This is a genomic window from Halorubrum sp. AS12 (genome assembly GCF_051122765.1).
GTDB lineage: Archaea > Halobacteriota > Halobacteria > Halobacteriales > Haloferacaceae > Halorubrum > Halorubrum trapanicum.
This window is the reverse complement of record NZ_CP185385.1, coordinates 21434-45787: the sequence shown is the minus strand read 5'-3', so window position 1 is coordinate 45787 and position 24354 is coordinate 21434. Positions and strand designations below refer to the sequence as shown.

General features: G+C 70.0%; 14 protein-coding genes and 6 pseudogenes. 15 read left to right on the top strand and 5 right to left on the bottom strand.

Annotation, left to right across the window (positions count from 1 at the left end; genetic code table 11):
* Window positions 1–50 precede the first annotated feature (50 nt).
* Complete coding sequence (locus tag ACODNG_RS00215) at window positions 51–791, top strand: proteasome assembly chaperone family protein (RefSeq protein ID WP_434521931.1); 741 nt, start codon at window positions 51–53, stop codon at window positions 789–791.
* Between the two features lie 25 nt (window positions 792–816).
* On the opposite strand, the gene ACODNG_RS00210 is transcribed toward ACODNG_RS00215, so the two are convergent.
* Window positions 817–2202, bottom strand: coding sequence for an isochorismate synthase (locus tag ACODNG_RS00210; protein WP_434521930.1), 1386 nt, complete (start codon window positions 2200–2202; stop codon window positions 817–819).
* A gap of 124 nt (window positions 2203–2326) precedes the next feature.
* Window positions 2327–2783, bottom strand: a pseudogene (locus ACODNG_RS00205) (molybdopterin-dependent oxidoreductase).
* A gap of 380 nt (window positions 2784–3163) precedes the next feature.
* Here ACODNG_RS00205 and ACODNG_RS00200 point away from each other — a divergent pair.
* From ACODNG_RS00200 to ACODNG_RS00190, 3 genes and pseudogenes are all read left to right on the top strand, one after another.
* Window positions 3164–3380 (top strand): annotated as a pseudogene (locus ACODNG_RS00200) (DUF7120 family protein).
* A 119-nt stretch (window positions 3381–3499) separates the two neighbouring features.
* Window positions 3500–3763: a UPF0058 family protein gene (locus ACODNG_RS00195; RefSeq protein WP_434523033.1), complete on the top strand. Its 264-nt coding sequence runs from the start codon at window positions 3500–3502 to the stop codon at window positions 3761–3763.
* Window positions 3764–3838: 75 nt separating this feature from the next.
* A pseudogene (locus ACODNG_RS00190) lies at window positions 3839–5808 on the top strand (rhomboid family intramembrane serine protease).
* A 41-nt stretch (window positions 5809–5849) separates the two neighbouring features.
* Here the strand turns inward: ACODNG_RS00190 and ACODNG_RS00185 are convergent.
* Both ACODNG_RS00185 and ACODNG_RS00180 read right to left on the bottom strand, forming a co-directional pair.
* The gene (locus tag ACODNG_RS00185) at window positions 5850–6473 is read right to left on the bottom strand and encodes an METTL5 family protein (RefSeq protein ID WP_434521929.1); all 624 of its coding nucleotides are present in this window, start codon (window positions 6471–6473) and stop codon (window positions 5850–5852) included.
* 3 nt (window positions 6474–6476) lie between these two features.
* Window positions 6477–6872 (bottom strand): hypothetical protein, encoded by a 396-nt coding sequence (locus ACODNG_RS00180; protein ID WP_434521928.1) that lies wholly within the window; start codon window positions 6870–6872, stop codon window positions 6477–6479.
* 364 nt (window positions 6873–7236) lie between these two features.
* Between ACODNG_RS00180 and ACODNG_RS00175 the strand changes: the two are divergent.
* The 6 genes and pseudogenes from ACODNG_RS00175 to ACODNG_RS00150 all read left to right on the top strand — a co-directional run bounded on the left by ACODNG_RS00175 (window position 7237) and on the right by ACODNG_RS00150 (window position 14487).
* Window positions 7237–8191: pseudogene (locus tag ACODNG_RS00175) on the top strand (transcription initiation factor IIB).
* Between the two features lie 82 nt (window positions 8192–8273).
* On the top strand, window positions 8274–8708 hold the full coding sequence (locus tag ACODNG_RS00170; RefSeq protein WP_434521927.1) for a universal stress protein: 435 nt from the start codon (window positions 8274–8276) through the stop codon (window positions 8706–8708).
* A gap of 33 nt (window positions 8709–8741) precedes the next feature.
* Window positions 8742–10877, top strand: coding sequence for a class I adenylate-forming enzyme family protein (locus tag ACODNG_RS00165; protein WP_434521926.1), 2136 nt, complete (start codon window positions 8742–8744; stop codon window positions 10875–10877).
* A 61-nt stretch (window positions 10878–10938) separates the two neighbouring features.
* Window positions 10939–12087, top strand: coding sequence for an acyl-CoA dehydrogenase family protein (locus ACODNG_RS00160; protein WP_434521925.1), 1149 nt, complete (start codon window positions 10939–10941; stop codon window positions 12085–12087).
* Window positions 12088–12159: 72 nt separating this feature from the next.
* On the top strand, window positions 12160–14010 hold the full coding sequence (locus tag ACODNG_RS00155) for a MutS-related protein (RefSeq protein ID WP_434521924.1): 1851 nt from the start codon (window positions 12160–12162) through the stop codon (window positions 14008–14010).
* An 81-nt stretch (window positions 14011–14091) separates the two neighbouring features.
* A complete protein-coding gene (locus tag ACODNG_RS00150) occupies window positions 14092–14487 on the top strand; it encodes a hypothetical protein (protein ID WP_434521923.1) in 396 nt (131 codons plus the stop codon).
* A 72-nt stretch (window positions 14488–14559) separates the two neighbouring features.
* Here the strand turns inward: ACODNG_RS00150 and ACODNG_RS00145 are convergent.
* Window positions 14560–19253 (bottom strand): annotated as a pseudogene (locus ACODNG_RS00145) (glycoside hydrolase family 15 protein).
* A 119-nt stretch (window positions 19254–19372) separates the two neighbouring features.
* On the opposite strand from ACODNG_RS00145, the gene malA reads away from it, so the two are divergent.
* The 5 genes and pseudogenes from malA (at window position 19373) to malQ (ending at window position 24352) form a co-directional block, all read left to right on the top strand.
* Window positions 19373–21508 (top strand): alpha-amylase MalA, encoded by a 2136-nt coding sequence (gene malA, locus ACODNG_RS00140; protein WP_434521922.1) that lies wholly within the window; start codon window positions 19373–19375, stop codon window positions 21506–21508.
* 120 nt (window positions 21509–21628) lie between these two features.
* Window positions 21629–22045 (top strand): hypothetical protein, encoded by a 417-nt coding sequence (locus tag ACODNG_RS00135; RefSeq protein ID WP_434521921.1) that lies wholly within the window; start codon window positions 21629–21631, stop codon window positions 22043–22045.
* Window positions 22042–22398, top strand: a complete 357-nt coding sequence (locus ACODNG_RS00130; RefSeq protein ID WP_434521920.1) for a hypothetical protein — start codon at window positions 22042–22044, stop codon at window positions 22396–22398. The genes ACODNG_RS00135 and ACODNG_RS00130 overlap by 4 nt, the downstream gene beginning before the upstream one ends.
* The gene (locus ACODNG_RS00125) at window positions 22388–22795 is read left to right on the top strand and encodes a hypothetical protein (RefSeq protein ID WP_434521919.1); all 408 of its coding nucleotides are present in this window, start codon (window positions 22388–22390) and stop codon (window positions 22793–22795) included. Before ACODNG_RS00130 ends, ACODNG_RS00125 begins: the two co-directional genes overlap by 11 nt.
* Before the next feature lie 65 nt (window positions 22796–22860).
* A pseudogene (gene malQ, locus ACODNG_RS00120) lies at window positions 22861–24352 on the top strand (4-alpha-glucanotransferase).
* Window positions 24353–24354: the final 2 nt, after the last annotated feature.

Sequence of the window (24354 nt, the reverse complement as noted above, 5' to 3'; positions counted from 1 at the left end):
GACTCCTCCCGCGCCGCACCTTTAGGTCCGCCCCGGGCGTAGGGGCACGCATGGCACGCATCTCCGTCCTCAACGACGACGTCTCGCTGGAGGAGCCGACGCTGGTGGAGGGGTTCCCCGGCGTCGGTCTCGTCGGCAAAATCGCGACCGATCACCTGATCGACGCTCACGGGATGACCCACTACGCGAACGTCCACTGCGACGGACTCCCGCCGGTGGCCGTCTACCTGGAGTCCGAGACGGCCGCGACGACGCCGGTCCGGCTGTACGCGGACCCCGAGAACGACCTCGTCGCGCTCCGAAGCGACGTGCCCGTGAACCCGAGTGCGGCGACGGAGGTCGCGGCGTGTCTCAGCACGTGGTTCGACGAGGTCGACCTGTTCCCGGTGTTCCTGTCGGGGCTCGGCCGCGAGAAGGACGAGGCGCCACCGGAGCTGTACGGGATCGCGACCGGCGACGGCGGCGAGGCGCTGGGGCGCGCCGAGGTGTCAGAGCCGCCCGAGTCCGGACTCGTCTCCGGGCCGACGGGCGCGATGCTCGCGGCCGCGCTGGAAGACGACCGCGACGCGGTCGGGCTGGTCGTCGAGTCCGACCCGCAGTTCCCCGATCCCGAGGCGGCGCGGGTGCTCATCGCCGACGGTATCGACCCGATAGCCGGCATCGACACCCCGACCGAGGGGCTCGTCGAGCAGGCGACCGAGATCCGAGACGCGAAACAGCAGCTCGCAGAGCAGATGCGACGGGCGACCGAGGAGAGCTCGCAGGCCGAGCCGCTCAAGATGTTCCAGTAGACGCGAGCGCCGCCGGACGGTTACGCTACCGATCAGACGAACCGCCCGCGCCGTCGCCCTCCAGCTCGTCGAGGATCGGCCGGTACTTCAGTTGGACCTCGTCCCACTCGCGGTCGGGGTCGGAGTCGGAGACGATACCGACGCCCGCGAACAGCGTGGCGCGACGGCGGCTCGCGACGGCCGAGCGGATCGCGACCGCGAACGCGCCGTTGCCCGCGGCGTCGATCCAGCCGACCGGCGCGGCGTACCAGCCGCGGTCGAACGGCTCCGTCTCGCGGATCGTCGCCAGCGCGCGGTCCGGCGGCAGCCCCCCAACCGCGGGGGTCGGGTGGAGCGCCTCGACCAGATCGAGGACGTGGCGGTCCGCGTCGAGTTCGGCTGTGATCGGGGTGTGGAGGTGTTGGACCGTCGCGAGCCGGCGGACGCGGCGCTCGCCCGCGGAGACGGACGCCGCGAACGGCTCCAGCTGGTCGCGGACCGTCTCCGCGACGAGTTCGTGCTCGTGAACGTTCTTCTCGTCGTCGAGGAGCTCCTGCGCGAGCCACTCGTCCTCGGCCGGCGTCTCGCCGCGCCCGGTCGTCCCGGCGAGCGCGTCGGTCTCGACCGTCCGGCCCCGCAGCGAGACCAGCCGCTCCGGCGTGGCGCCGAAGAAGGCGCTCTCCCCGGCGGCCGGCTCAAACCAGTAGCGGTGGCAGTCGGGGTACTTCTCGGCGAGACGTTCGAGGGTCGCCGCGCGCGGGAAGTCGCCGGCGAGGTCGGCCTCCAGCGCCTGCGCCAGTACCACCTTCTGAAGGTCGCCGTCGCGGATCCGGTCGACCGCGGCGCCGACGCTCTCGCGCCACGCCTCGCGGCTCGTCGTCCGGCGGCTCTCGCGGATTCCTGGCCGGGACGGTCGCGGGTCGAGAGCGGCGGACGCCTCCGCGGCGGCGCTCCCGTCGAGCGCCGCGAACCGGTCGGCTTCGCTCGCTAAGCGGTCTTCGACGGCGGGCACGTCGGCGTCCGAGCCGACCGCGTTGACGGTGAGCCACGCGCCGTTGTCCGCGATTGTCAGTTGGACCCGCGGTAACACGAACCGCGCCTCCGGAAACGGCTTCCATGGGTCGCCGTCGCAGGCGCCCTCGTGGAAAGAGAAGCCGCCGAACACGCGGGGGCGGGCCGCCTCGGTGCCGGCGTGGACGTCGCCGGCCTCGAACAGCTTCGTCGCCGCCTCGCGGATCGAGGCGAACCGGTCGCTTCCGGAGGCGGTCAGCGTCGCGGCCGCGCCGCCGCCGAGCACCAGCGCGTCGTCGGGCGCGCTCCAGGTCGTGCGCGGAGACGGAAGCGCGTCGAACGCCGCCGCGAACGCCGGCTCGTCGACTGCTGTGGTCCGGCTGACCAGCGGCGGCGACGACCGCGAGCGCGCCTGTTCCATGCGGTACGTCTCGGGGACGGGGACCCTTTATCCTGACTATCGGGGCGGAGGAGACGGGGGAAATCGAGCGGCGAGAGAGGGTCGAACGACCGAGAGACGGCCCGACCGGCGACGGTCTCGGTCGTCAGCTGTAGCGCTCCTCGTTCCAGGGGTTCGCCGTGTCGCTGTACCCCCGCTTCTCCCAGTAGCCGAGCTCCGGTTCGGTGAGGAACTCGACGCCGGAGACCCACTTCGCGCCCTTGTACGCGTACTTGTGCGGCGTGACGACGCGAACCGGTCCGCCGTGGTCGGCCGGGAGGTCGTCGCCGTCGTAGCCGTACGCGAGCTGGACGCCCGGCTTCGTGCGACTCGTCGAGCGGGAGGTCGGTCGTGTAGCCGTCGAGCGCGTGGAACATGACGTGTTCGGCGTCGTCGCGGACGCCGGCACGCTCCGCGAGCTCGGCAACGGAAACGCCCGTGAACTCGCAGTCGAACTTGCTCCATCCCGTCACGCAGTGGAAGTCCTGTCGCTGGGTGACTGCCGGGAGGTCGCGGAACTCCTCGAGCGAGAAGGCGAGCGGCTCCTCGACGGCGCCCCACACTTCGAGTTCGAACGTCTCCGGGTCCCAAGACGGCGTCCCGCTCTTCGAGAGGACGGGGAAGCCGTCGGTCTCGCGCTGGCCCGGCGGGAGCCGGTCGTCGCCGTACTCGCGGTAGAGGTCCGTGAGGTCCTCGACGGAGTCGACACGAGATGAGGTCATGAAGTGCGGTACGGCCCGGACCGACGTATGAATGTCGCTCTCGGAGGCGAGACCGCGCGCGAGCGTCGGTCAGAAGCGATGGGTAGCGGCCGCATTCGAGGTATTGAAAAGTATATTTTATTGGTCGAAAACAGAGTTTTTAGCATCAGCGTTTGCTTTTCAGATACACACATCTTCGACGCCACTTTTATATGTGCCATGCTACAAGACCCGGACAGCAAATGCCACGAGTGAAGATAACGGTGCCGGAGCATCTGGAGATCGGACATTGCCCAGATGGTCGAGGAGGGGGAGTTCCTCAACCGGGAGGAGGCGGTCGAGGAGCTGCTCTCGACGGGCATCAAGGCGTACAAGACGAGCGGCCCGCGGGAGGACGACGACTCCAGCGGGTTCGAGGACGAGGGGATGATGGGCCACGAAGACGAGTACGTCTTCTGACCGCCACCGGCGACACTTTTTCCGTCCGAGGGCGCCGAACGGGCTGAACCGTGCGTCCCGGCCTCAACAACGCTTAAAGGGCCTACAGACCGTATCCGAGGGTATCGCACAAAGACGAGCTGCTCGAACTCCACGAACAGATGGTGACGATCATGGAGCACTTCCGCGCACAGGAGACGGTGGACGGATCGCTTTTCGACCCGTACGACGAGCTCGACGTGGACCCCTCGCACGTTCACAAATCGAAGAGCGAACACAAACACGCCGTGTTCGTCCTCGGCAACGCCTTGGCGAACGCGATGAGCGAAGACGAGTTCTCTCCCGCCGGCCGCGTCGGCAAGCGGATGGAGGAGCTGGCCGACGACGCCGAGAACAAGATCTGAGCGGGGTACCGTCCCGACCGGCGGATCGCGCTCGACCCCCCGAATTGATGTACGCGCGGTCCCCTCCGTCGTGACATGGTCGCGGAGGCGCTGACGTCGGACGTCGTTCACCTCGCCGCGGGGGCCGCGGGCGTCGCCGTCGGGCTCGCCGCGGTGTCCCTCGTCGACCGCCCGGCCGGCGAGTGGACGCGGGCGCTCCGCTCGCGGCTTCTCCTCGGCGTCCCGTGGGGGACGCTCGTCGTGATCGCGGGCGTGATCGCGGTGTACCTGTTCGTCCAGTCGGGGATTGACGACCCGAACCGACCGGTCGTGATCCCGTTCCGGTCGTGGTCGTACTTCTACCCGGAGGGACTCCTCTGGTCCAGCTTCGCGCATTCGAGTCGCGGTCACATCACCGGAAACCTCCTGTCCGCGCTCGTCGCCGGCGGGCTCGCCGAGTACGCGTACGGCCACTTTCCCGACGGACGCGACGTCGACGACGGCGACCGCCTCGGCGTCCGGCTCAGGCGGCTCCCGAGTCGGCTGCGAGGAGTTCCGGCTCGACTGCGGCGGCTCCCGAGCCGAGCGCGGCGTCTCCCTGGACGGATCCGCCGCCTGCCGAGCCGAATTTCCGCCGTCGAGTCGCCGGGATCGAACCCGTTCGTCCGGGCGTTCCTGATCGTCCCAGGCGCCGCGGTCGCGTTCGGTCTCGGGTCCGCGCTGTTCGCGCTGGGACCGGTAATCGGCTTCTCCGTCGTCGTGTTCGCGTACTGGGGGTTCGCGCTCGTGTCGCGTCCCGTCGCCGCGGTCGTCGCCATGGCGGGGACGACGCTCATCGGCGTCCTCTACGACGCCGTCCGGGTCCCGGTGGCGTTCGCGGAGGCGTCCCCCTCGTACGGCGCGCCGAGTTGGGCGAACATCGCGATCCAGGGGCACGCGCTCGGACTCATCGGCGGCGCGCTGATCGCGGTCCTCCTCCTGCGCCGCCGCGCTCGCAAACGGGGCGAGACGAGTCGCGGGCGGTCCGGGATCGAGAGCGACGGGGACGCGACCGCCGGTAGGTGGCGGTTCCATCCGACCGCGGCCGCGAACGGCGACGGCTCCGCCGCGGACGCGACCGAAAGCGACTCCGCCGCGGACGCGACCGAACGGTCCGCGCTCGTCGTCTTCGGCGCCCTGCTCCTGTTCGGGGCCTCGCGTCGGCTGTGGGCGGTGTACTGGTACCTCGGCAACGAGCGGTACGAGCTGTACCGCGCCGTCGGCGTCGGGCTGCTCGCGCTGCTGGCCGCGATCGTGGCCGTCGCGGCCGTCTCGCGCGACGATCCCCTGTGGCCAGCGCGGGCGACCCCGGATCCGGAGACGCTACGAGCGGGAATCCGATCCGCGACGCCGGCGGCGGTCGGTCTCCTCCTCCTCGTCGCGGCGCTGGCGGTCGTCGCGGGACCGGGCGTCGTCCCGAACCTCGTCACCGTCGACGACGGCGACCTCCCCGGCGACCCGGTCGAGGTGGAGGGGTATCAGGTGACCTACGCCGAGAACGTCGAGGATCGGCTCGTGAGCGTCGTCGACGTGGAGGCGTTCGGTCGCTCGACGTCGGTCAACACGTCGGGGGTGATCGTCAGCGATCCCGACCGCGAGATATGGACGACCGCGGTCTCGAAAGGGAACCTCGCGTTCTGGGGGTACCGCGCGGTCGACGTGGGCGGCACGGGCTGGCGCGAGACCGTCTGGGTCCAGCGCGTCGGCTGGGTCGCCGCGAACGGCGGCCCGACCTACCGGGTCGACGCGGTCCGAAACGAGACCAGACGGACGCTGTTCACGAGCGACCCGGCGCGGGCCGAACCGCGGATCGACGGCCGCAACGTCACCGTCGCCGCGACGCAGGGCGGGTTCGAGCTGCGGGTCGACGGTCCCGGCGGGAACGCGAGCGCGCCGTTCCCGGCGGCGAACGAGTCGGTGACGCTGCGGGGAGTCACGTTCGTTCAGCGGAGCGACGCGGTGTTCGCGGTCCGGGGGAGACGCGGGTGCGGATCGCGCAGCGGGAAACGTACGAAGGACGGCAGTAGCGCGGTCGGTCGTCCCGACGCCGGAGGAGCCAGGGCGGTTCTCAGGACCACTCGATCCGGTACACTTCGGTTTCGATGTCGCGCGCGTCGTCGGCGTGGTGGTCGAACTGCGCCTCGATCCGGAACTCGGCCGCGAACGCGTGAGTCACCTCGCCGCCCTCGTCGGCGGCGAACGCCTCGACGAACTCCTGACTGCCGCCGTTGTGGACCGAGTAGGAGACGTCGGCGATATCGCTCGCGACCGCGAGGAACTCCCGGTCGGCGTTCCGGTTCCCGTCCTGTGCGCCGAACGGGGGGTTCATCACGACGGTCACCGGCTCCGCGACGGCGAGCGGCGGGCGCGTGGCGTCGCCGCGGACCCAGTGGACCGGCGCGCTGGCGGCGACGCGGCGTTCGTTCGCCCGGGCGGTCGCGAGCGCGTCCCCGTCGAGTTCGAGACCGACGACGCGGGCGGGACCGCGCAGCGCGGCGGCCAGCGCGAGCATCCCCGTCCCGGCGCCCAGATCGACCACGGTCCGGCCGTCGACGTCGCCGTGGAGGTCCGCGAGGTGGACGACGTGGGCGGCCAGTTCGGGCGGCGTCGGGTACTGTTCGAGGGCGGCGTCAGGGCGCTCGAAACCGGCGACGACGCCGAGTTTCGTCGCGAGCGACCGCTTCGTGGCCATCGGTCAGGCGGCGCCGTCGCCCCCGACGCGAACGAACTCGACGCCCTCGCGGTCGGCGCGCTCGGCGAGCGCCGCGAGCGCCGTGCGGACCTCCTCGCACGCCGCCTCGTCGACGCCGACCTCGATGCGGCCGGCGCCGAGGAACGAGGCGGCGCGGACGAGTCCCCGGAGCCGGTCGACCTCGCGCTGGCGTTCGAGCGTGCTTTCGGCGTCGAACTCCGCCTCGGTCGCGACCGCGGCGGGCTGGTAGCCGCGGGCCGCCAGCCCCTGCTTGAGGTCGCGGAGGTGTTCGGGCGCGGTGCTGTCGAGGTCGGACGCGTCGATGACGACCGGGTCGACGTCGGCGGGGCGACAGCCGCGGAGCGTGCGTTCGATGCCGGGAGACGAGGTAGTGCTCATACGCATCCATTGGCAGAGGTTATACAAAAGTCTTTATAGATGTTCCACAGTAATATAGAGTGAGAGGACGACATCGGGACGCGTGGGATCCGTGATTCCCACGACCGTCGGGTGAGGGCGCCGCGGTCGATCCCGAGAACCCGAACCGACAGATTCCGACCCCGACTCGCGGTCACGTTTCGTGCGTTGCGGCGACGGCGATGGCGGGGTGTCGAACCTATCGCCGGGGTGGCACCGAATTTCTCGTTCCGACGTTACGGGCGCTGTACCCGGTGGAGAAGGCAGTTCCTAACGGTCGCAGATCCATCAGGGTCGTTAACGGGGTGGACAAGAGTTAAATGTGCGACTGACCAGAAACCTTTTAATGGAACGTCCGAGCCGCCAACGGCAACAGGAGCGAGACACGGAGCAGGAAACGGACGAATCGACGGTCTCCTGTCCGGAGTGTGACTCGGAGAACATCGTCACCGACGCAGACCAAGAGCTCGTCTGTGAGGACTGCGGGCTCGTCTTGGACGAGCGGAACATCGACCGCGGGCCGGAGTGGCGGGCGTTCAACCACAACGAGCGGCAGTCGAAGTCGCGCGTCGGCGCCCCGATCACGGAGACGATGGACGACAAGGGGCTGACGACGACGATCGACTGGAAGGACAAGGACGCCTACGGGCGGTCGCTCTCCTCTGAGAAGCGGTCGCAGATCGGACCGCCTGCGCAAGTGGCAGGAGCGGATCCGGACGAAAGACGCCGGCGAGCGCAACCTCCAGTTCGCGCTCTCGGAGATCGACCGCATGGCCTCGGCGCTCGGCGTCCCGCGCTCGGTACGCGAAGTGGCGTCGGTGATCTATCGCCGCGCGCTCAACGAGGACCTCATTCGGGGACGCTCCATCGAGGGCGTCTCCACCGCCGCCCTGTACGCCGCCTGCCGGCAGGAGGGAATCCCTCGCAGCCTCGACGAGGTCGCGGACGTCTCGCGGGTCCCGCAGAAGGAGATTGGTCGGACGTACCGGTACATCTCCCAGGAGCTGGGGCTGGAGCTGAAGCCGGTCGACCCGAAGCAGTTCGTCCCCCGGTTCGCGTCCTCGCTCCAGCTCTCCGAGGAGGTCCAGTCGAAGGCGACCGAGATCATCGACGTCTCCGCCGAACAGGGACTGCTCTCCGGGAAGTCGCCGACGGGGTTCGCGGCGGCCGCCATCTACGCCGCCTCGCTGCTGTGTAACGAGAAGAAGACCCAGCGCGAGGTCGCCGACGTCGCGCAGGTCACCGAGGTCACCATCCGGAACCGGTACCAAGAGCAGATCGAAGCGATGGGCTTCCGGTAAGGCTGTTTCCCGGTGTAGACGGTCCGGGCGGATTGCGTTGGATCGGGTTTTTAATCGATTCCCGCTGTACCCCCACACCGAGATGTACTCAGAGATCCTCGTTCCGACCGACGGCAGCCCGGCGTCGGACGCCGCGATCGAACACGCGATCGACCTCGCCGACCAGTACGGCGCCCGCCTTCACGCGCTGTACGTCGTCGACGGCGGGGCGTACTCCGGCTTGGAGGCCGGGGCGGAGGTCGTCGTCGACGCGCTCGAATCCGAGGGCGAGGAGGCGACGAGACGCGTGGCGGACGCCGCGGCCGACGCCGGCGTCGAGTGCGTCACCACCGTTGTGTCCGGGACCGCCTACCAATCGATCCACGACTACGTCGACGAACACGGCATCGACGTCGTCGTGATGGGTACCCACGGTCGGAAGGGTCTCGACCGCTACCTGCTGGGGAGCGTCACGGAGCGCGTCGTCCGCACCTCGGACGTGCCGGTGTTGACCGTGCGACAGCCGACTGATGAGTAGCCCCACCGCTCCCGGCGACCGCGGGTGACACCGATGCGCGACTGGCTCTCTCACCGCGTGGTCTCGTCGCCGGACGACACCGCCCTCGTCCGCGCCAAGGACGGCGAGGCGTGGAGCTACACCGATCTCGACCGCCTCGTCTCCGAGACGGCGGGGCGGCTCGTCGCCCACGGGCTGGGCGAGGGCGATCGGATTGGCGTGCTGACGCCCCCCTACGTTGGTACCGTCGGTCTCGTTCACGCGACGATGCGGATCGGGGCGACGTTCGTCCCGCTCGGGGAAGAGCTGACCCCCCGCGAGATCGCCGCACGGATCGAGCGAACCGACCTCGACGCGGTCGTCTGCGCGGAGCCGACCGAGTCGACCGCGACCGACGCCGCGTCTCGGATCGAGGGGGTTCCCGTGTACTCCGTCGACGATGCGACGAGCGCGGACGTGACCGGGATCCACGACGTCGACCCGGCGTCGCTCGACCCCTCGGAGTGGTCGTTCGCGGACCCGCTCTGCGTGCTGTTCACCTCCGGGACGACCGGCGAACCCAAGCCCGTGCCGCTGACCGCGGGCAACCTGTACAGTTCGGCGGTCGCCTCTGCGTTCCGTCTGGGCGTCGAGTCCGACGACCGGTGGCTCGTGTCGCTGTCGCTCCACCACATGGGCGGGCTAGCACCGGTGTACCGGTCGGTGCTGTACGGGACGACGCTCGTGTTGCGCGAGGGGTTCGACGCGGGCGGCACCGCCGACGACATCGACGCCTACGACGTGACCGGCGTCTCGCTCGTCCCGACGATGCTCAAGCGGATGCTCGACCGCCGCGGGACGCTGTCGGACTCGCTCCGCGTCGTCCTGCTGGGCGGCGCGCCGGCGCCGGCGGAGCTGTTGGAGCGGTGTCGCGACTACTCGATCCCCGTCTACCCGACGTACGGGATGACAGAGGCCGCCTCGCAGATCACGACCGCGACGCCGCGACAGACCAGAGACCGGATCGGGACGGTCGGCCGGCCGCTCTTCGGCACCGACGTGACGGTCGTCGGCGACGGCGGCGACCCGGTCGGGCCGGGCGAGACCGGCGAAATCGCCGTCAGCGGACCGACGATCACGCCGGGGTACCTCGCCGAAGGCGGGGACGCTCCCGCTCCCGACGGGGCTGACGAGCGCGACCTCCCCGCGTCCGACGCGGTCGACGTGAACGGGATCGACCCCGCAGCCCTCGACTGCTCCGACTTCGGACCGTACGGACTCCACACCGGCGACGTCGGACGGTTCGACGAGTCGGGGTACCTCCACGTGCTCAACCGCGTCGACGACCGGATCATCACCGGCGGCGAGAACGTCGAACCCGGAGAGGTCGCGGACGTGCTCCGCGAGTACGGGGAGGTCGACGACGTGGCGGTGGTCGGTCTCGACGACGACGTGTGGGGCGAGCGGGTCGCGGCACTCCTCGCCGTCGGCGACCGGTTCCCGTCGGTCGCCGCCGATCCCGGCGACGACGGCGCGTCCCCTGAGGACGCTTCCTCGGGAGACGCTTCCCCAGAAGACGCTTCCCCGGAGGTCACCTCCGAGCCGGACGGTTCCGAGACGACCGAGGGGGAACCGAACGACGACGAAATCGCGGAGCCGGCTGCCGGAGCTGACCCCATCGGACCCGCACCCATCGACGAGGGGGCGTTCGTCGCCTTCGCCCGCGAGCGACTGGCGAGGTTCAAGATCCCGAAAACCGTCGCATACGCCGAGGAACTGCCCCGGACCGTCTCGGGAACAGTCGACAGGGAAGCGACGCGCGCCGTCCTCCGCGAGCGCGGCGTCGACCCGCGCGAGAACGCCGACGCGGACCTCGAAACCGCGGGGTTCGAGCCCGCCGACCCGGCCGAGCCGCCGGAAGAATCGGAACCGGCGGCGGCGGGCGACGACGAGACCGCGGCCACCGTCGCCGACGAAGTCGAGATCGCCGATGCCGACGAGGTCGCGGACGGAGCGGTCGACGTCGGCGACGACACCGTCGAACCCGACGACGACACCGCCGAACCCGACGACGACACCGCCGAAATCGACGACGCTGACGGGTCAGACGAGGGAGACGACGGGCAGGACCCCGACATCGACGACGACGAGTCTGACGGAGTCGGCGGCGCGAGCAGTGCCGGAGGCGACGCCGAAAACGACGAGTCGTAAACACGCCCGGAGTTGTTCGTTGTTCCACGAACGTTTTGTCCGCGGGGGTCTCAGTGCGGGCATGGAGCTGCTCGACGACAGCGTCGTGCCGGAGCGCGCGCGAGACGTCAAACAGGAGGCCCGCGAGTTCGCCGACGAGTACATCGCCCCGAACGCCGAGGCGTACTACGAGTCGGGCGAGTACCCGTGGGAGGTGCTCGAAGCGGGGATGGACGCCGGACTCGTCGCCCAAGACATCGGCGAGGAGTACGGCGGGAAGGGGTACGACCTCGCGCAGACGCTCGCGATCGCGGAGGAGTTCTACCGCGCGGACGCCGGCATCGCGCTCACGCTTCAACTCGCCAGCTTCGGCGCGGAGATGGTCGAGCAGTACGGCACCGACGAACAGAAGGAGGAGTACCTCCGCCCGGTCGCCGAGAACGACCAGATTTCGGGCCTCGCGGTCTCGGAGCCGCAGACCGGCTCGGACCTCGCGGGGATGACGACGAAAGCGGAGAAGGTCGAGGGCGGCTACGAGATCACCGGCGAGAAGTACTGGGTCGGCAACGCGGTCGAGGCCGACTGGCTCACTGTCTACGCGAAGACCGGCGAGAGCGACGACCGGTACTCGAACTACACGCTGTTCATCGTCGAGACGGACTCCGACGGCTACGAGGCCGAGCACATCCCCGAGAAGATGGGGATGCGCGCCTCCAAGCAGGGCCACATCGTCTTCGAGGACTGCTTCGTCCCCGAGGAGAACGTCGTCGGCAGCGAGGGCGGCGGCTTCTACGTCCTCGCGGACTTCTTCAACCACGGCCGCGTGGTCGTCGGCGGCCACGGGCTCGGGCTGGCCGCCGCTGCCATCGAGGAGGCGGAAGCGTTCATCGACGAGCGCGAGGCGTTCGGCCGCACCATCGACGAGTTCCAGGCGGTCCAACACACGATCTCTGACATGCGGATCGGGTTCGAGTCGGCCCGCGCGCTCAACTGGCGCGCCTGCGAGAAGGTCGCTGACAACGAGGACGCCGGCTACTGGGCCGCCCTGGCGAAGACGAAGTCGACCGAGGTCGCCACCGACTGCGCCGAGCAGGGGATGAAGCTCCACGGCGGCCGATCGATCCTCACCGACCGCAGAATCGCCCGCGTCTACCGCGACGTGCGCATTCCGGTGATCTACGAGGGCGCGAACGATATCCAGCGCAACCTCATCTACCGGCAGTCGCGCTGAGGGGGTCGACCGAGGCGGAGTCGACACCGGAAACGACGAAAGCGCCAAGACGCCGGGGCGACACCACGGGGTATGCGACTGGAGGACTACTGGGGGATCGGCCCGAAGACGAGCGAGCGGCTCACCGAAGCGCTCGGGACCGAGCGGGCCGTCGCGGCGATCGAGTCGGCCGACGTCCGCGCGCTCGTCGACGCCGGACTCCACCGCGGCCGCGCGACCCGCATCCTCCGCCGGGCGAACGGCGAGGCGGGGATGGACGTGCTCGCGACGGGCGACGCGCGCTCGGTGTACGACGACCTCCTCGCGCTCGCGGCGAGCGAGGCGCTGACCGCGCACGCCGCCGACCGCATCCGGGTGTTGACCCCGCTGCTCGACCGCGACGCCGTCGAGTCGCGGCTCGATCGCGTTGTCGCCGCCCGCGACGCGTGGGCCGGTCTCGACGACGACGACCGCGAGACCGTCGCGGACGCGTTCGCCGCGTACGACGAGGCCGACGGCTCAGACCTCGCCGCGGTCGAGACCGCCGTCGCGCTCCGCGAGGCGGGGCTGACGGACGGCCCGTTCGCCGACGTCGGCGCGCTCGACGGCGACCGCCTCCGAGACGCCGCCGACGCCCTCGCAGACGTGCGGGGGTCGATCGACCCCGCGGGCGGACTCGGCGGCGACGACATCGAGATCGCGAGCGGAGCCGACGCGGAACTGGACCGACTTCGCGATCAGCTGTCGGCCGCGCGCGACCTCGCGGACTCAGCGTTCGACGTGCTCGAATCGGTCCGCGATGGGAGCCTCCGCGACTTCGAGGCGCTGGAGGCGGCGACGATCGACCACGTCGCGCAGGAGACGGGCGTCGAGCCGGCGACCGTGCGAGCCGCCGCGCCCGACGAGGCGCTCGACGCGGCCGACTTCGTCTCCGGGACGCTCCGGGAACTCGTCGTCGAACTCGAATCGGCGGTCGAGGAGAGAGAGGCTGCCGTGGCGGCCGACATCCGCGAGCGGCTGGGAGACGAGTCCGCGGCGGACGCGAGCGACGACGGCGATGAGGCGGAGAGCGACGACGGGGACACCACCGTCGCCCGCGCCGCGACGGCGGTCTCGGACGCCGCGTTCCTGCTGTCTCTCGGCCGGTTCGCAGCCGAGAACGGCCACGTCCGACCGACGCTCGTCGACGACGGGATCGCCGTGCGCGGCGCGCGGAACCCGTTCCTCGACGGCGAGGTCCAGCCGGTGTCGTACGGCGTCGGCTCCCACTCGCTCGCGGACGACGCGGGCGTCGCGAGCACGGACGCGCCGCCGACGGACGACCGCGTGAGCGTCCTCACCGGGGCGAACTCCGGCGGGAAGACGACGCTTCTGGAAACGCTGTGCGCCGTGGCGCTGCTCGCGTCGATGGGGCTGCCCGTGCCCGCCGACGCGGCCGAGGTCGGGACGTTCGACCGGATCGTCTTCCACCGCCGGCACGCCTCCTTCAACGCCGGCGTGCTGGAGTCGACGCTGAAGTCGGTCGTCCCCCCGCTCGTCGCCGACGGCCGCACGCTGATGCTCGTCGACGAGTTCGAGGCGATCACGGAGCCGGGCCGCGCGGCCGACCTGCTGAACGGGCTGGTGACGCTCACCGTCGACCGCGGCGCGCTCGGCGTCTACGTCACCCACCTCGCCGACGACCTCAGCCCGCTGCCCGACGCCGCCCGGATCGACGGTATCTTCGCGGAGGGACTGACGAACGACCTCGACCTCCGCGTCGACTACCAGCCGCGGTTCGAGACGGTCGGGAAGTCGACGCCGGAGTTCATCGTCTCGCGGCTGGTCGCGAACGCGAGCGACCGCGGCGTCCGCGCGGGCTTCGAGCACCTCGCGGGCGCGGTCGGCGAGGAGGCGGTCCAGCGCACGCTCTCGGACGCCGAGTGGACGGCGAACGATGACTGAGGGACCGAGCGGCGAGGGTGGAGCCGAGGAGCCGTCCCCGGACCCGGCCGGATCCGGTCGATCGCGGTCCACCGCGAGGACGTGGCGAACGCCCTCGAAGCCGCGCTCCGGAGCGACCGAGAGGTCGTCCTCCGCGCGACGCCGCCCTTCTCCGGACGGATGCGCGCTCGACTCCACGCGCTCGACGCGGGCGGGGGTAGCGACGGCGACGGCGGCGACGAGGAGAGTTCGAACGACTCCGACGCCTCCGCCCCGCTTCACATCGATCCTCGGGACCTCGTCGCGGACGTCCCGCCGTACCCCGAACCGGACGACACCGCCGCCGAGCACCCGGACGCCGACCTCGAAGCCCGTCGGGAGCGACACGCGGAGGCCGTCGAGGACTGGCGCGAGCGCGTTCGAGAGCGCATCGGCTCGTCGGTCGAAATCGAGGTCGACGGCGACCCCCGCGCGGTCGACGTGGTCGCGCTCGGGTGACGCTGGTCGTGGCCGGGTGACGCTGGTCGCGCTCGGACGGCGGGACCGGCGGCGAAAACGGTTCGCCCGCGGCTACAGCCGGATTCGCTCGACCGCGGTGCCGGCGGTCTCGAACTCCTCGTCGGTCGCGGCCGCGACCACGACGGTGTTCGCGTCGGTCGCCGCGTCGAGGTCGATCTCGAACGCGCCGTCGTCGTCGAGTGTCACGAGACGGGAGGTTTTCCGCGTGTGGACCGCGACGCACTCGGCGTCCGTCTCGCCGGCGACGACGACGGAGTCCTCGACGAACTCGGCGGTAGCCGTCAGGTCGGGACCGGCGGGGCGGTCGCGCTCGACGTAGCGCTCGCGGACGACGGTCGGCGTCTCGACCGGCTCGCCCGCGTCGACGCCGTGCGCCAGCCGGACGAAGCCGGCCATCGACCACGCGAGGGGGGTCGCCCCCCGGTTCCCTCGCCGAACTCCCAGCCGTACTTCGTCGGGTGTTCGCGGTCCCACACCTGCTCGGGGAGCATGCGTCCGGAGTTGCCGAAGCCGGCCATCGTCTCCAAGAGCGTCTCGGGTTGGAGCTTCTCGTCGTCGGTGCCGCCGAAGGCGTCGGGACCGTCGGCGCGGGCGCGAAGCTCGTACTCGCCGCGCTCGCCGGTGAAGATGGGCCAGAGGCGCCCGCGGCCGTCGCCGGTCCCGGCCCACGGCGCGCCCGGGTCGCCGACCGCGATCTCGCCGTACGCGTCGCCGACGTAGCGGTACCACGCGGCGCCGTGGGGCGTGTCCACGCGGATCGAGTCGTCGACGACGGAGACGGAGTTGCGGACGACCGGGTCGTCGGCGGGTTTGATCCCCAGCCGGACGAGTTCGAGGAACCCGCCGTCGACGATCTCGCGCTCGTCGTACGTCGGCCCGTCGTTGGCGATGGTTCGGGGGCGCCCCGCCTCGGGGTCGCCGTCGGCCGTGATACGGAGGTAGTACGGCGTCTCCCTGTGGCGGTCGGTCCCTGTGGCGGTCGCGCACCATTCCTCGACACGCGCGGTCCAGTCGTCCGCGAGCGCCAGCCACGCGAGCGCGTCGGCGCGGAGGGAGGCGGGCGACGCCGCAGCATCGCTCCCGGACTCGGCTCCGTCGCGGCGGTCGGCCTCCGCGAGCGCGAGCGCCGCGCCGGAAACCAGCCCGGCGATCTCGGCCGCGATGCTCGACGGCGAGTAGCCGGCCTCCTCCTCCCAGCGCTCTTGGGCGGTCTCGGGACCGTTCTCGGCGATGTAATCGAGCGAGCGAGCGACTTGGTCGTAGGTGTAGCTCGCGTCGGCGAGCGTCACGCCGCGCTCGTACAGCTGCCAGGCCATCACCGAGGGGAACCCGATGTTGTCCATCTGCTCGCCGCCCCACCGGGTGCGCCCGTCGATATAGGTGTTCTGCGGGAGGAACCCGTCATCGTCCTGCTGGGTGTTGTACAGGTACGCGAGGGCGTCGGCGCCGCGTTCCAGATCGTCCATCTCGATCAGCGCCGTGAACACCTGATAGAGGTCCCGCGACCAGACGAAGTTGTAGCCGTAGCCGCGGTCCTCGGCGGCGTACTCCGTCTCGCCCCACGGGACGGATGGGCTGGCGATCCCCGCGCCGTCGTGGGCCTTGTCCTCGACGGCCGCCAGCGTCATCAGCGCGAAGCGGTACTGCGCCGCGAGGTCGGGGTCGCCCGCGACCGAGTCCGGAAGCTCGCGGTCCGCGAACCACGCGCGCCACGTCTCGGCGTAGGCGTCCGCGGCGTCGTCGAAGCCGCGGGCGAGCGCCCCCTCGGCCTCGCCGAGCGCGGCCGCGGTGTCGGACTCCTCGGCGAAGCCCAGCGCGACCGTGTCCGCGACCGCCTCGCCGCTGCCGACGAGACCGGCGAGGACGACGTTGCCGACCGCCTCGTCGGACTCCGCGCCGCGCTCGCCGTCGCCGAACAGCGCGTCAGCCGCCTCGCCGCCGGCCGCGAGCGCGCTCGCCCAGTCGAACCCGTCGCCGCTCGCCAGCGCGAGCGCGGGGTCGAACGGCTCGCCGTCGTCGTCGACGAGCTTGCCCGCGTCGCGGTCGGGTTCGTCCTTGCGCGCGAGCAGGTGCGCCCCCGCGTCGCCGTCGACGCGCTCGGCGCGGTCGTCCGTGCCGACGTTGGCGATCGTCGCGTCGGCGAGCGCGTACACGTCGTACTCGCGGCTCCCCTTGAACCGGACGTCGGCGAGGATCGCGGTCCCGTCGGTGTCGACCGCGTACTCGACGGTGAGCGTCCAGCTGTGGCCGTGACCGTCGCCGGTCTCGCGGATCGTCTGGACGTACGCGAGCGCGTCATCGGCTGCCGGCTCCGTTGTCCGCTCGACCGTCTCCGTGGTCGCGACGTGGTCGGTCTCGTCAAAGGTCCGGACCGCGTACTCGGAGTCGGGGTCGGCGACGAGGAAGTCGAACGTCCGGACGTTCATCACGTCGATCCGGGGGAATCGCGCCTCGGTGAGCGCCCCCTCGGTGAGCGTGAACCACACCGGGACCGGCTCGTCGCTCTCGTAGTCCGCGGGCGTGCCGAGACCGAACTTCCGCCCGGTCGTCCAGTGGGGGGCCGCCTCCGGGCCGGTCTCGCGGTCGTGCGGGACCGGGAGCTCGCCGTGGCTCGCGAGCGTCACCGTCGCGTCGATCCGGAGCGCGTGCGACCACGCGATGGGGGTCGCGCTGTCGAGGTCGCCGTCGTCGAACGCCTGCTCCGCGAACAGCCCCGCCTCGTTGACGAAGGGACCGTCGGGTTCACAGAGCGCGTACAGCTCGCGCGCGTCGGCGAACAGCGGCCCGGAGGCGCCGCCGCGCTCCTCGACGACGCCCGCGAGCGTTGCCGCCGCGGTCGCGCCCCACAGCGTCGCGATCGACCACACCTTCGCGGCGCCCTGCTCGGCCGTGCGCCAGTCGTCGCCAGTGAACCTGACGAGCCCCTCCACCGAGGAGGTCTCGCGCCGGAGCGCGTCGATCGACCGCCGGACGTGGGTGTTGACGCGGTCGAGGAACCGGTCGAACTCGCTCGCCTCGACGGACTCGACCGACCCGGCGCCCGAGCCGTCAGTAGCCGCGGAGTCGTCGTCGAGCAGGGCGGCGTACTCCGCGGCGGCGGTCGCGAGCGCGAAGGTACTGGCGTCGGCGCGGGCGTCTTGGCTCTCCTCGCTCGCGCGCTGGAGGAACCGCTCCGTCTCGGGGTTCCAGCGGGCGTCGAGACCGGACAGCGCCGCGTCCGCGGCGTCCGCGGCGTCGGCCCGGAGCTCCTCGCCGACCGGCGCGCGCGCCACCGCGGCGAACGCCCGCAGGTACTCGGCGCCGGTGTGGGTGAACCGGCCGAGCGCGTTCTCCCAGCAGTTCTGACAGCGGCGGGGAAGCCCGTCGTCCTCGGTCGTCTCGAGGAGGAAGCCGACGGCGTCGGCGATCGTCTCGTCGATCCGGTCGCGCCACTCGGCCGGGAGGTCCGCCTCGCGGCGCAGCGTCGCGAGGAAGGCGACGACCGTCGCGGGCTGGTCGAGCTGGTCGTTCGGGCCGGGCGTCCCGTTCGCGCCCTCGATGCGGGCGTTCGCCCAGCCGGGCGCGACCTTCCCGGAGTCGGCCCACACCCGGTGGGGCCACGAGCCGTCGGCGTCCTGCGTGCGACAGAAGAAGCTCGCGGCCGCGAGCAGCTCCTCGTCGGCGTCGAGACCCAGCTCCCCGCTCGCGTCGAGCAGCGCGGTCGACACCGTCGCCTCGTCGCGGAACCAGGTGTAGCCGTAGCCGCCGGAGGTGGAGTAGAACGGGTCGAACTCGGGGGCGGCGATCCGGCCGCCCGACTCCGCGGTGAGCAGATCGAGCGCGCGGAGGTCACTCGCGATCACCGACTGTCGGGGGGCGTCCTCGGGGACGTTCGGCCCGCGGCCGTCCGCGGCCTCGCGGAGGTCGTCGGCGTCGGGGTAGGCGGTGGCGATGTTCGACACCGCCTCGATGCGGCGCTGGCGGTCGACCCCGTCGGTGAGCGCGTCCTTCGCGTCGTCGCCGGTGTCGCGGGCCTCGCGGCGGTCGACGACGGCGCGGCCGGCGAGGGTGACCCGCTCGGTCCGCCCGTCGCGCTCGAAGGGCGCGCGGACGACGACGTCCGGGGTGAGCCGGGAGTCCTCGCGGCGGTCGATCTCGCCGCGGTGCGGGAAGCCGTCCTCGCCCTCGCCGAGCAGTTCCGGAATCGTCCGCAGGCGCTGGCCGTGGGCGTTCGAGAGACCGGTGGAGGCGGTGAGGAAGTCGTGTTCCGTGCGGTGATACACCTCGACGACGCCGCCATCTTCGGGACCGGCGGCCTCGTGGACCATGTTGCCGACGCGGCCCTCGACCATGTCGGGCGAGAACGCGTAGGCGGCGACCAGCTCGGCGTCGGCCGGCGGCGAGCCGCGGAGTTCGACGTGGGTGAGGTGCGTGTCGCTCACGATCAGGTCGAACTGGTGGATGGTGTAGCGGCCGGCGTCGTACTCGGTCTCGACGAGGGGCGTGTCGCCGTCGTAGTGCTGGCGGGTCGTCTCCAGGTCGTCGAACCAGCGGACGCCGCGCCCGGCGGTGATCCCCATCCGGAGCCGGTCGGCGCCGCCGACGCCGGAGAGGGAGTACGAACAGTCGTGGACGGTTCCGTCCGGCCCGACGTGGACCAGTCGGCCGTCATCGCCGGTGAACGCGCCGGCGGTCATCGAGTGTTCCGCCGGGTAGCGCTCCCCGCGCCGACGTTCATGTTCCGTAAGGGCGGTACGCAGTCGCATACGCGCCCTGCGCCTGCCGGAGTAAAAGCCTTGACGACCGCGGCGGGGACCGTCCGTGCCGGGCGTCGCTACCCTGAGCGGCACCGGAACAAGAGCAACACCGAAGGCCCCGGGCGTCGATGGCCGTCACATCGGACCACCCCGGACCCCCGCGCTTCCTCCCGACCGGCGAGCGGACGGAGCTTGCACCGAGAGACCCGGACCCGGACGCGACGTACGCGTGGCGCGTCGCGGACGCGCCGCCCGACAGCGAGGCGACTGTCGGCGACGCCCCCGTGACTGAGTTCACCCCGGACGTGCCGGGTCGCTACCTGCTCGGACTCGACGCGCCGGACGGCGACCACCTGCTCACGGTGTGCGCGTTCCCCGCGAGCTACGAGGGCGTCGACGTCGCGGGCGGGAGCGGCACCGCGATACGCGACCGCGACGCGGACGACGCGCCGGTCGAGTACGCCGCGCGAGAGCAGCACGAGGGGGTCGGTCGCCCGCGGGTCCGGGTGGACGCGAGCGTCGCGTTCGACGGGGAGGAGTCGGCGGGCCAAGCGACCGAATATCCGTCGGGCGAAAGCGCCGGCGAGGCGGTGTTCACCGCGGTTCCGACGCCGAACCCCGAGTCGACGCTCGACGCCGACGACCTGACGGTGACGTTCGTCGTCGACGACCGCGACGTCGAGACCGCGGTCGCCGACGGTCGGTCGAATCCCCGAGACGCGCTGCGCGTGAGCGGGGACGGCCGGGAACTCCGGGTGCCGCTCGACGCGGTGCCGGACCGGCTCCGGGTCCACGCCGTCGCGGTCGCGCGCGACCCGGGCGAGGACCCGCGGGTCAGCGTGGCCGACGCGGCCGCCGTCGAGCGGGTCGACGACGACGCGGCCTCCCTCGACGAGGGCGCTGGCGGCGAGGCCGCGTTGACGCCGGGGGCGCCCGACTTCCGGACGCAACGGCTCAACGAGCCGCCCGGATGGACCCGTGACGCCTCCGTCTACGAGGTGTTCGTTCGGACCTTCGCGGACGCCGAGGAGGGGGAAGCGTTCGACGCGATCGCCGAGCGGATCCCGCAGATTGCCGAACTCGGCGTCGACACGCTGTGGCTCACGCCGGTCCTCGGCCACGACGGGAAGCCGCACGGCTACAACATCGTCGACTTCTTCGACACCGCCGACGACCTCGGCGACCGCGACGACTTCGAGGCGCTCGTCGACACCGCCCACGACCACGGGATGCGCGTGCTGTTCGACTTCGTCGCCAACCACACCGCGCGCGACCACGAGTGGTTCCGGGACGCCTACCAAAATCCCGACTCGCCGTTCCGCGGCCGCTACGAGTGGCAGGAGTCGGGCGAGCCAGGCACCTACTTCGACTGGGAGCTGATCGCGAACCTGAACCACGCGAACCTCGACGTGCGGCGGTTCCTGCTGGACGTGATCGACGAGTGGGCGCCGCTCGTCGACGGGTTCCGCTGTGACATGGCGTGGGCCGTACCCGACTCCTTCTGGCGCGAACTGCGCGACCGCGTGAAGGACATCGATCCGGAGTTCCTCCTGATGGACGAGACGATCCCGTACATCCCCGGGTTCCACGAGGGGATGTTCGACGTCCACTTCGACGCGACGCTGTACTTCCAGCTCCGGCAGGTGGGCCGGGGCGCGGAGCCGGCGGCGACCGTCCTCGACGCGGTCGACCAGCGCGCCGAGATCGGGTTCCCCGACCACGCGGAGTTCCTCCAGTACATCGAGAACCACGACGAGACGCGCTACCGCGTCGAGTGCGGCGACGCGGCCGCGGCCGCCGCTGGCGCCGCGATCATGACGCTTCCGGGCGTCCCGATGGTGTACGCCGGCCAGGAGATCGGCCAGCGCGGCCGCCGCGACGCGATCGCGTGGGACCACGCGCGAGAAGAGGTCCGCGACCGCTACGAGCGACTGCTCGAGACGCGCCGGGACCACCCCGCGCTCGGTCCCGCGGGCGAACTCGACCGCGTCGGCTACCACGTCGCGAGCGGCAATCTCTCGGAACAACCGATCGTCGCCAGCGGCGACGTCCACCCCGACGACGTGGTCGCGTTCCGCCGGCGCGACGGCGAGGAGGAGCTCGTCGTCGTCCTCAACTTCGCGCCCGCAGACGCGAGCGTCGCGGTCGAACTCGACCACGGCGAGCGCGACCTGGTCACGGGCAATCGGTGTCTCGTCGAGGACGGCGAGGGGACCGAGCGGATCCGCGTCGACGAGGTCGCCGTGGTGCGGGTGATGGAATAAAATCAGATATAGTACTGGTTCGGCTCCAGTAAGAACGAAATGTGATCTCTCCATCCATTCCAGATCTGAAAAGGTTACATGACACCACATTTTACAATGGCTCTCATCTGAATAGCGAATATGGATGGAGGCACCGATGCTAATGAAGAGGAGGCTACCGATGGAGAACTTCGGATAGAATACGTAGAGAGTGAGGGCTATAAGATCCACCCTAGTTCAACTGTTCGGGGAGGCGTACAGTTAGGGGGAGATTATCTATTCGAGTTTTACACAGAGCGGTACGAAGATCCAGACGCAGCAGTTTATGATATAACACCGGATGGACAAATTGGGGAGCAAGTCCGGACAGAAGCGTACGATGGAGATATTGTTCGTGAGAAACAATTAGGAGTCATGATGAGCCAAGCAAATGCTTTCAATTTGGCAACATGGACCATTGCTAACCTTCTTGGTGACGGCGTTACAGACTCTGATGTCGAAGACGCACTCGACGCAGCATTCGGTGACCAAATCGACGAGAACGACGAAGAAGAATGAGTACGAAAGAAAAAGAATTCGTCGAGCGAGAGAATCAGAAGTTCCGAGAAGCTGATGCCTCAGATATTGGGGCATCTGAAGCACCTCGGAGACAAAGCACACTGATTCAAGAAACCAACCCGCTGGGAAAGAGTGAACCACAGGTCCCCGAAGAAGTCCAACGTGCTGCTCGTCACCGTTCAATAGCAAAACGTGTTCGGGAAGATCATAACGGCAATGGGTACGTGATTATAGACACAGGAACAGGCGAAGTTGTAGACATTGTCGACGATCTCCGTGAAGGGAGATCTGTTATTGAATCTGTAGATCTGTCTTCGGACGAGACGCTCATTGTCTCTTGTAATGAGCGGTAATAAGTCATCAGAAACAACACTAACTCAATCAGATCATTTTGAGTTCAGTGTTAAAATCGAGGACCCTAATACGGGCCTAGAGTTCAGCTTCCCGATGGAAGTGGATACCGGCTGTCCGTACGCGTTGGCACTTCCTGAGTCCTGTGAGCGTTTTTTCAGTAAGAGACAAGGAACACTAGATCTCGGAGGTGCTGGAAGTGCCCAGTCACCAGTATATAGTGCGAATATTAATCAGGTCGGGGATATCAGATTAACATATGATACATTCGCGGTTATAACGCTAGAAAAGTCGTATTCTTACGGATTGATGGGGATCGAACTCCTGAAGCATCTAAAAACGGAGATATCCGGGAAACCAGATTCAAAGAAGCTGCGGTTAGAAAAAACCCATTTATAAAATAAGAAGGCACTCACATCTGCTTGGACACAACGCTTGAGTCGGTGGGGATCGCAGGGTGGCGTATGCGATTCGACCGCTCCGACGGCGTCTTCTGTCACGTCACCTCGCTGCCGGGGGCGTACGGGATCGGCGACCTCGGCGAGGGCGCGCGCGAGTTTCTCTCGTTCCTCGGCGACGCCAGCGTCGACCACTGGCAGATCTGTCCGATCGGCCCGACGCTCTCGGTCGCCGGGGAGTCGCCGTACCAGTCGCCGTCGGCGTTCGCCGGCAACCCGCTGTTCGTCGACCCCGACGGGCTCGTCGCGGACGGCTGGCTCGACGAGGGCGACCTGCGACCGGTCCCCGAGTTCCCGACCGACCGCGTCGACTACGACGCGGTCCGCGAGTACAAGCTCCCGCTGTTGCGGACCGCCTTCGATCGCTTCGAGGAACGGGCGACCGAGGACGACCGCGCGGCGCTCAACGCGTTCCGCGAGCGCGAACCGTGGCTCCCGGACTACGCGCTGTTCCGGGCGCTCTCGGACGCGCGACCGGAGGACATCTGGACCGAGTGGCCCGAGCCGCTGCGGACGCGCGACCCCGACGCGCTGGCCGAGGCGCGAGAGGAGCACGCCCGCGAGGTCCGGTTCCGCGAGTTCGTCCAGTGGACGTTCGACCGCCAGTGGCGCGATCTCCGCGCGGTCGCGGCCGAGGAGGGGGTGTCGATCGTCGGCGACGTGCCCATCTACGTCGCGCTCGACTCCGCGGACGTGTGGGCCAGCCCGGAGGCATTCCGGCTCGACGAGGGGAACCGCCCGACAGCGGTGGCGGGCGTCCCGCCGAACGCGGGCGATTCCGGCCAGCGCTGGGGGAATCCGCTGTACGACTGGGACCACCTCGCGGAGTCGGGGTACGACTGGTGGCTCGACCGGTTCCGCCGGCTGTTCGAGCTCGCCGACGTGGCGCGGCTCGACCACTTCCTCGGGTTCGCGAAGTACTGGGCGATCCCCGCCGAGGGCGGCGACCCCGCGGACGGCGAGTGGCGCGACGGGCCGGGCCGCGACCTGTTCGAGGCGGTCGAGCGCGAGCTCGGCGAGGCCCCCTTCATCGCGGAGGACCTCGGCTTCGAGGAGCCGGCGATGGACGAGCTGATGGCCGAGTTCGGCTTCCCGGGAATGCGCGTCCCGCAGTACGCCGACTGGTGCGCGGAGGGGAACGAGTACCAGCCGATCGCACTACGACGAGGGCGTCGTCGGCTACACCTCGACGCACGACACGGACACGTGGGCCGGCTACTTCGAGGACCTCCCGGCCGAGCAGCGCGACTGCTTCCGGTACAACGTCGGCTCGGACCCCGACGAGCCGAGCGAGTGGGCGATCATCGACGAGGTGTGGGCCTCGGACGCGATCCTCGCGGTGACGACGGTTCAGGACCTGCTCGGGCTGGGCAGCGAGGCGCGGTTCAACGAGCCGGGGACGCTGGCGGGCAACTGGGAGTGGCGCGTCACGCGCGACGCGCTCGACGACGAAATCTCGGACCGGCTGTGGGAGCTGGGTGGGAAACACGTTCGCTGAAC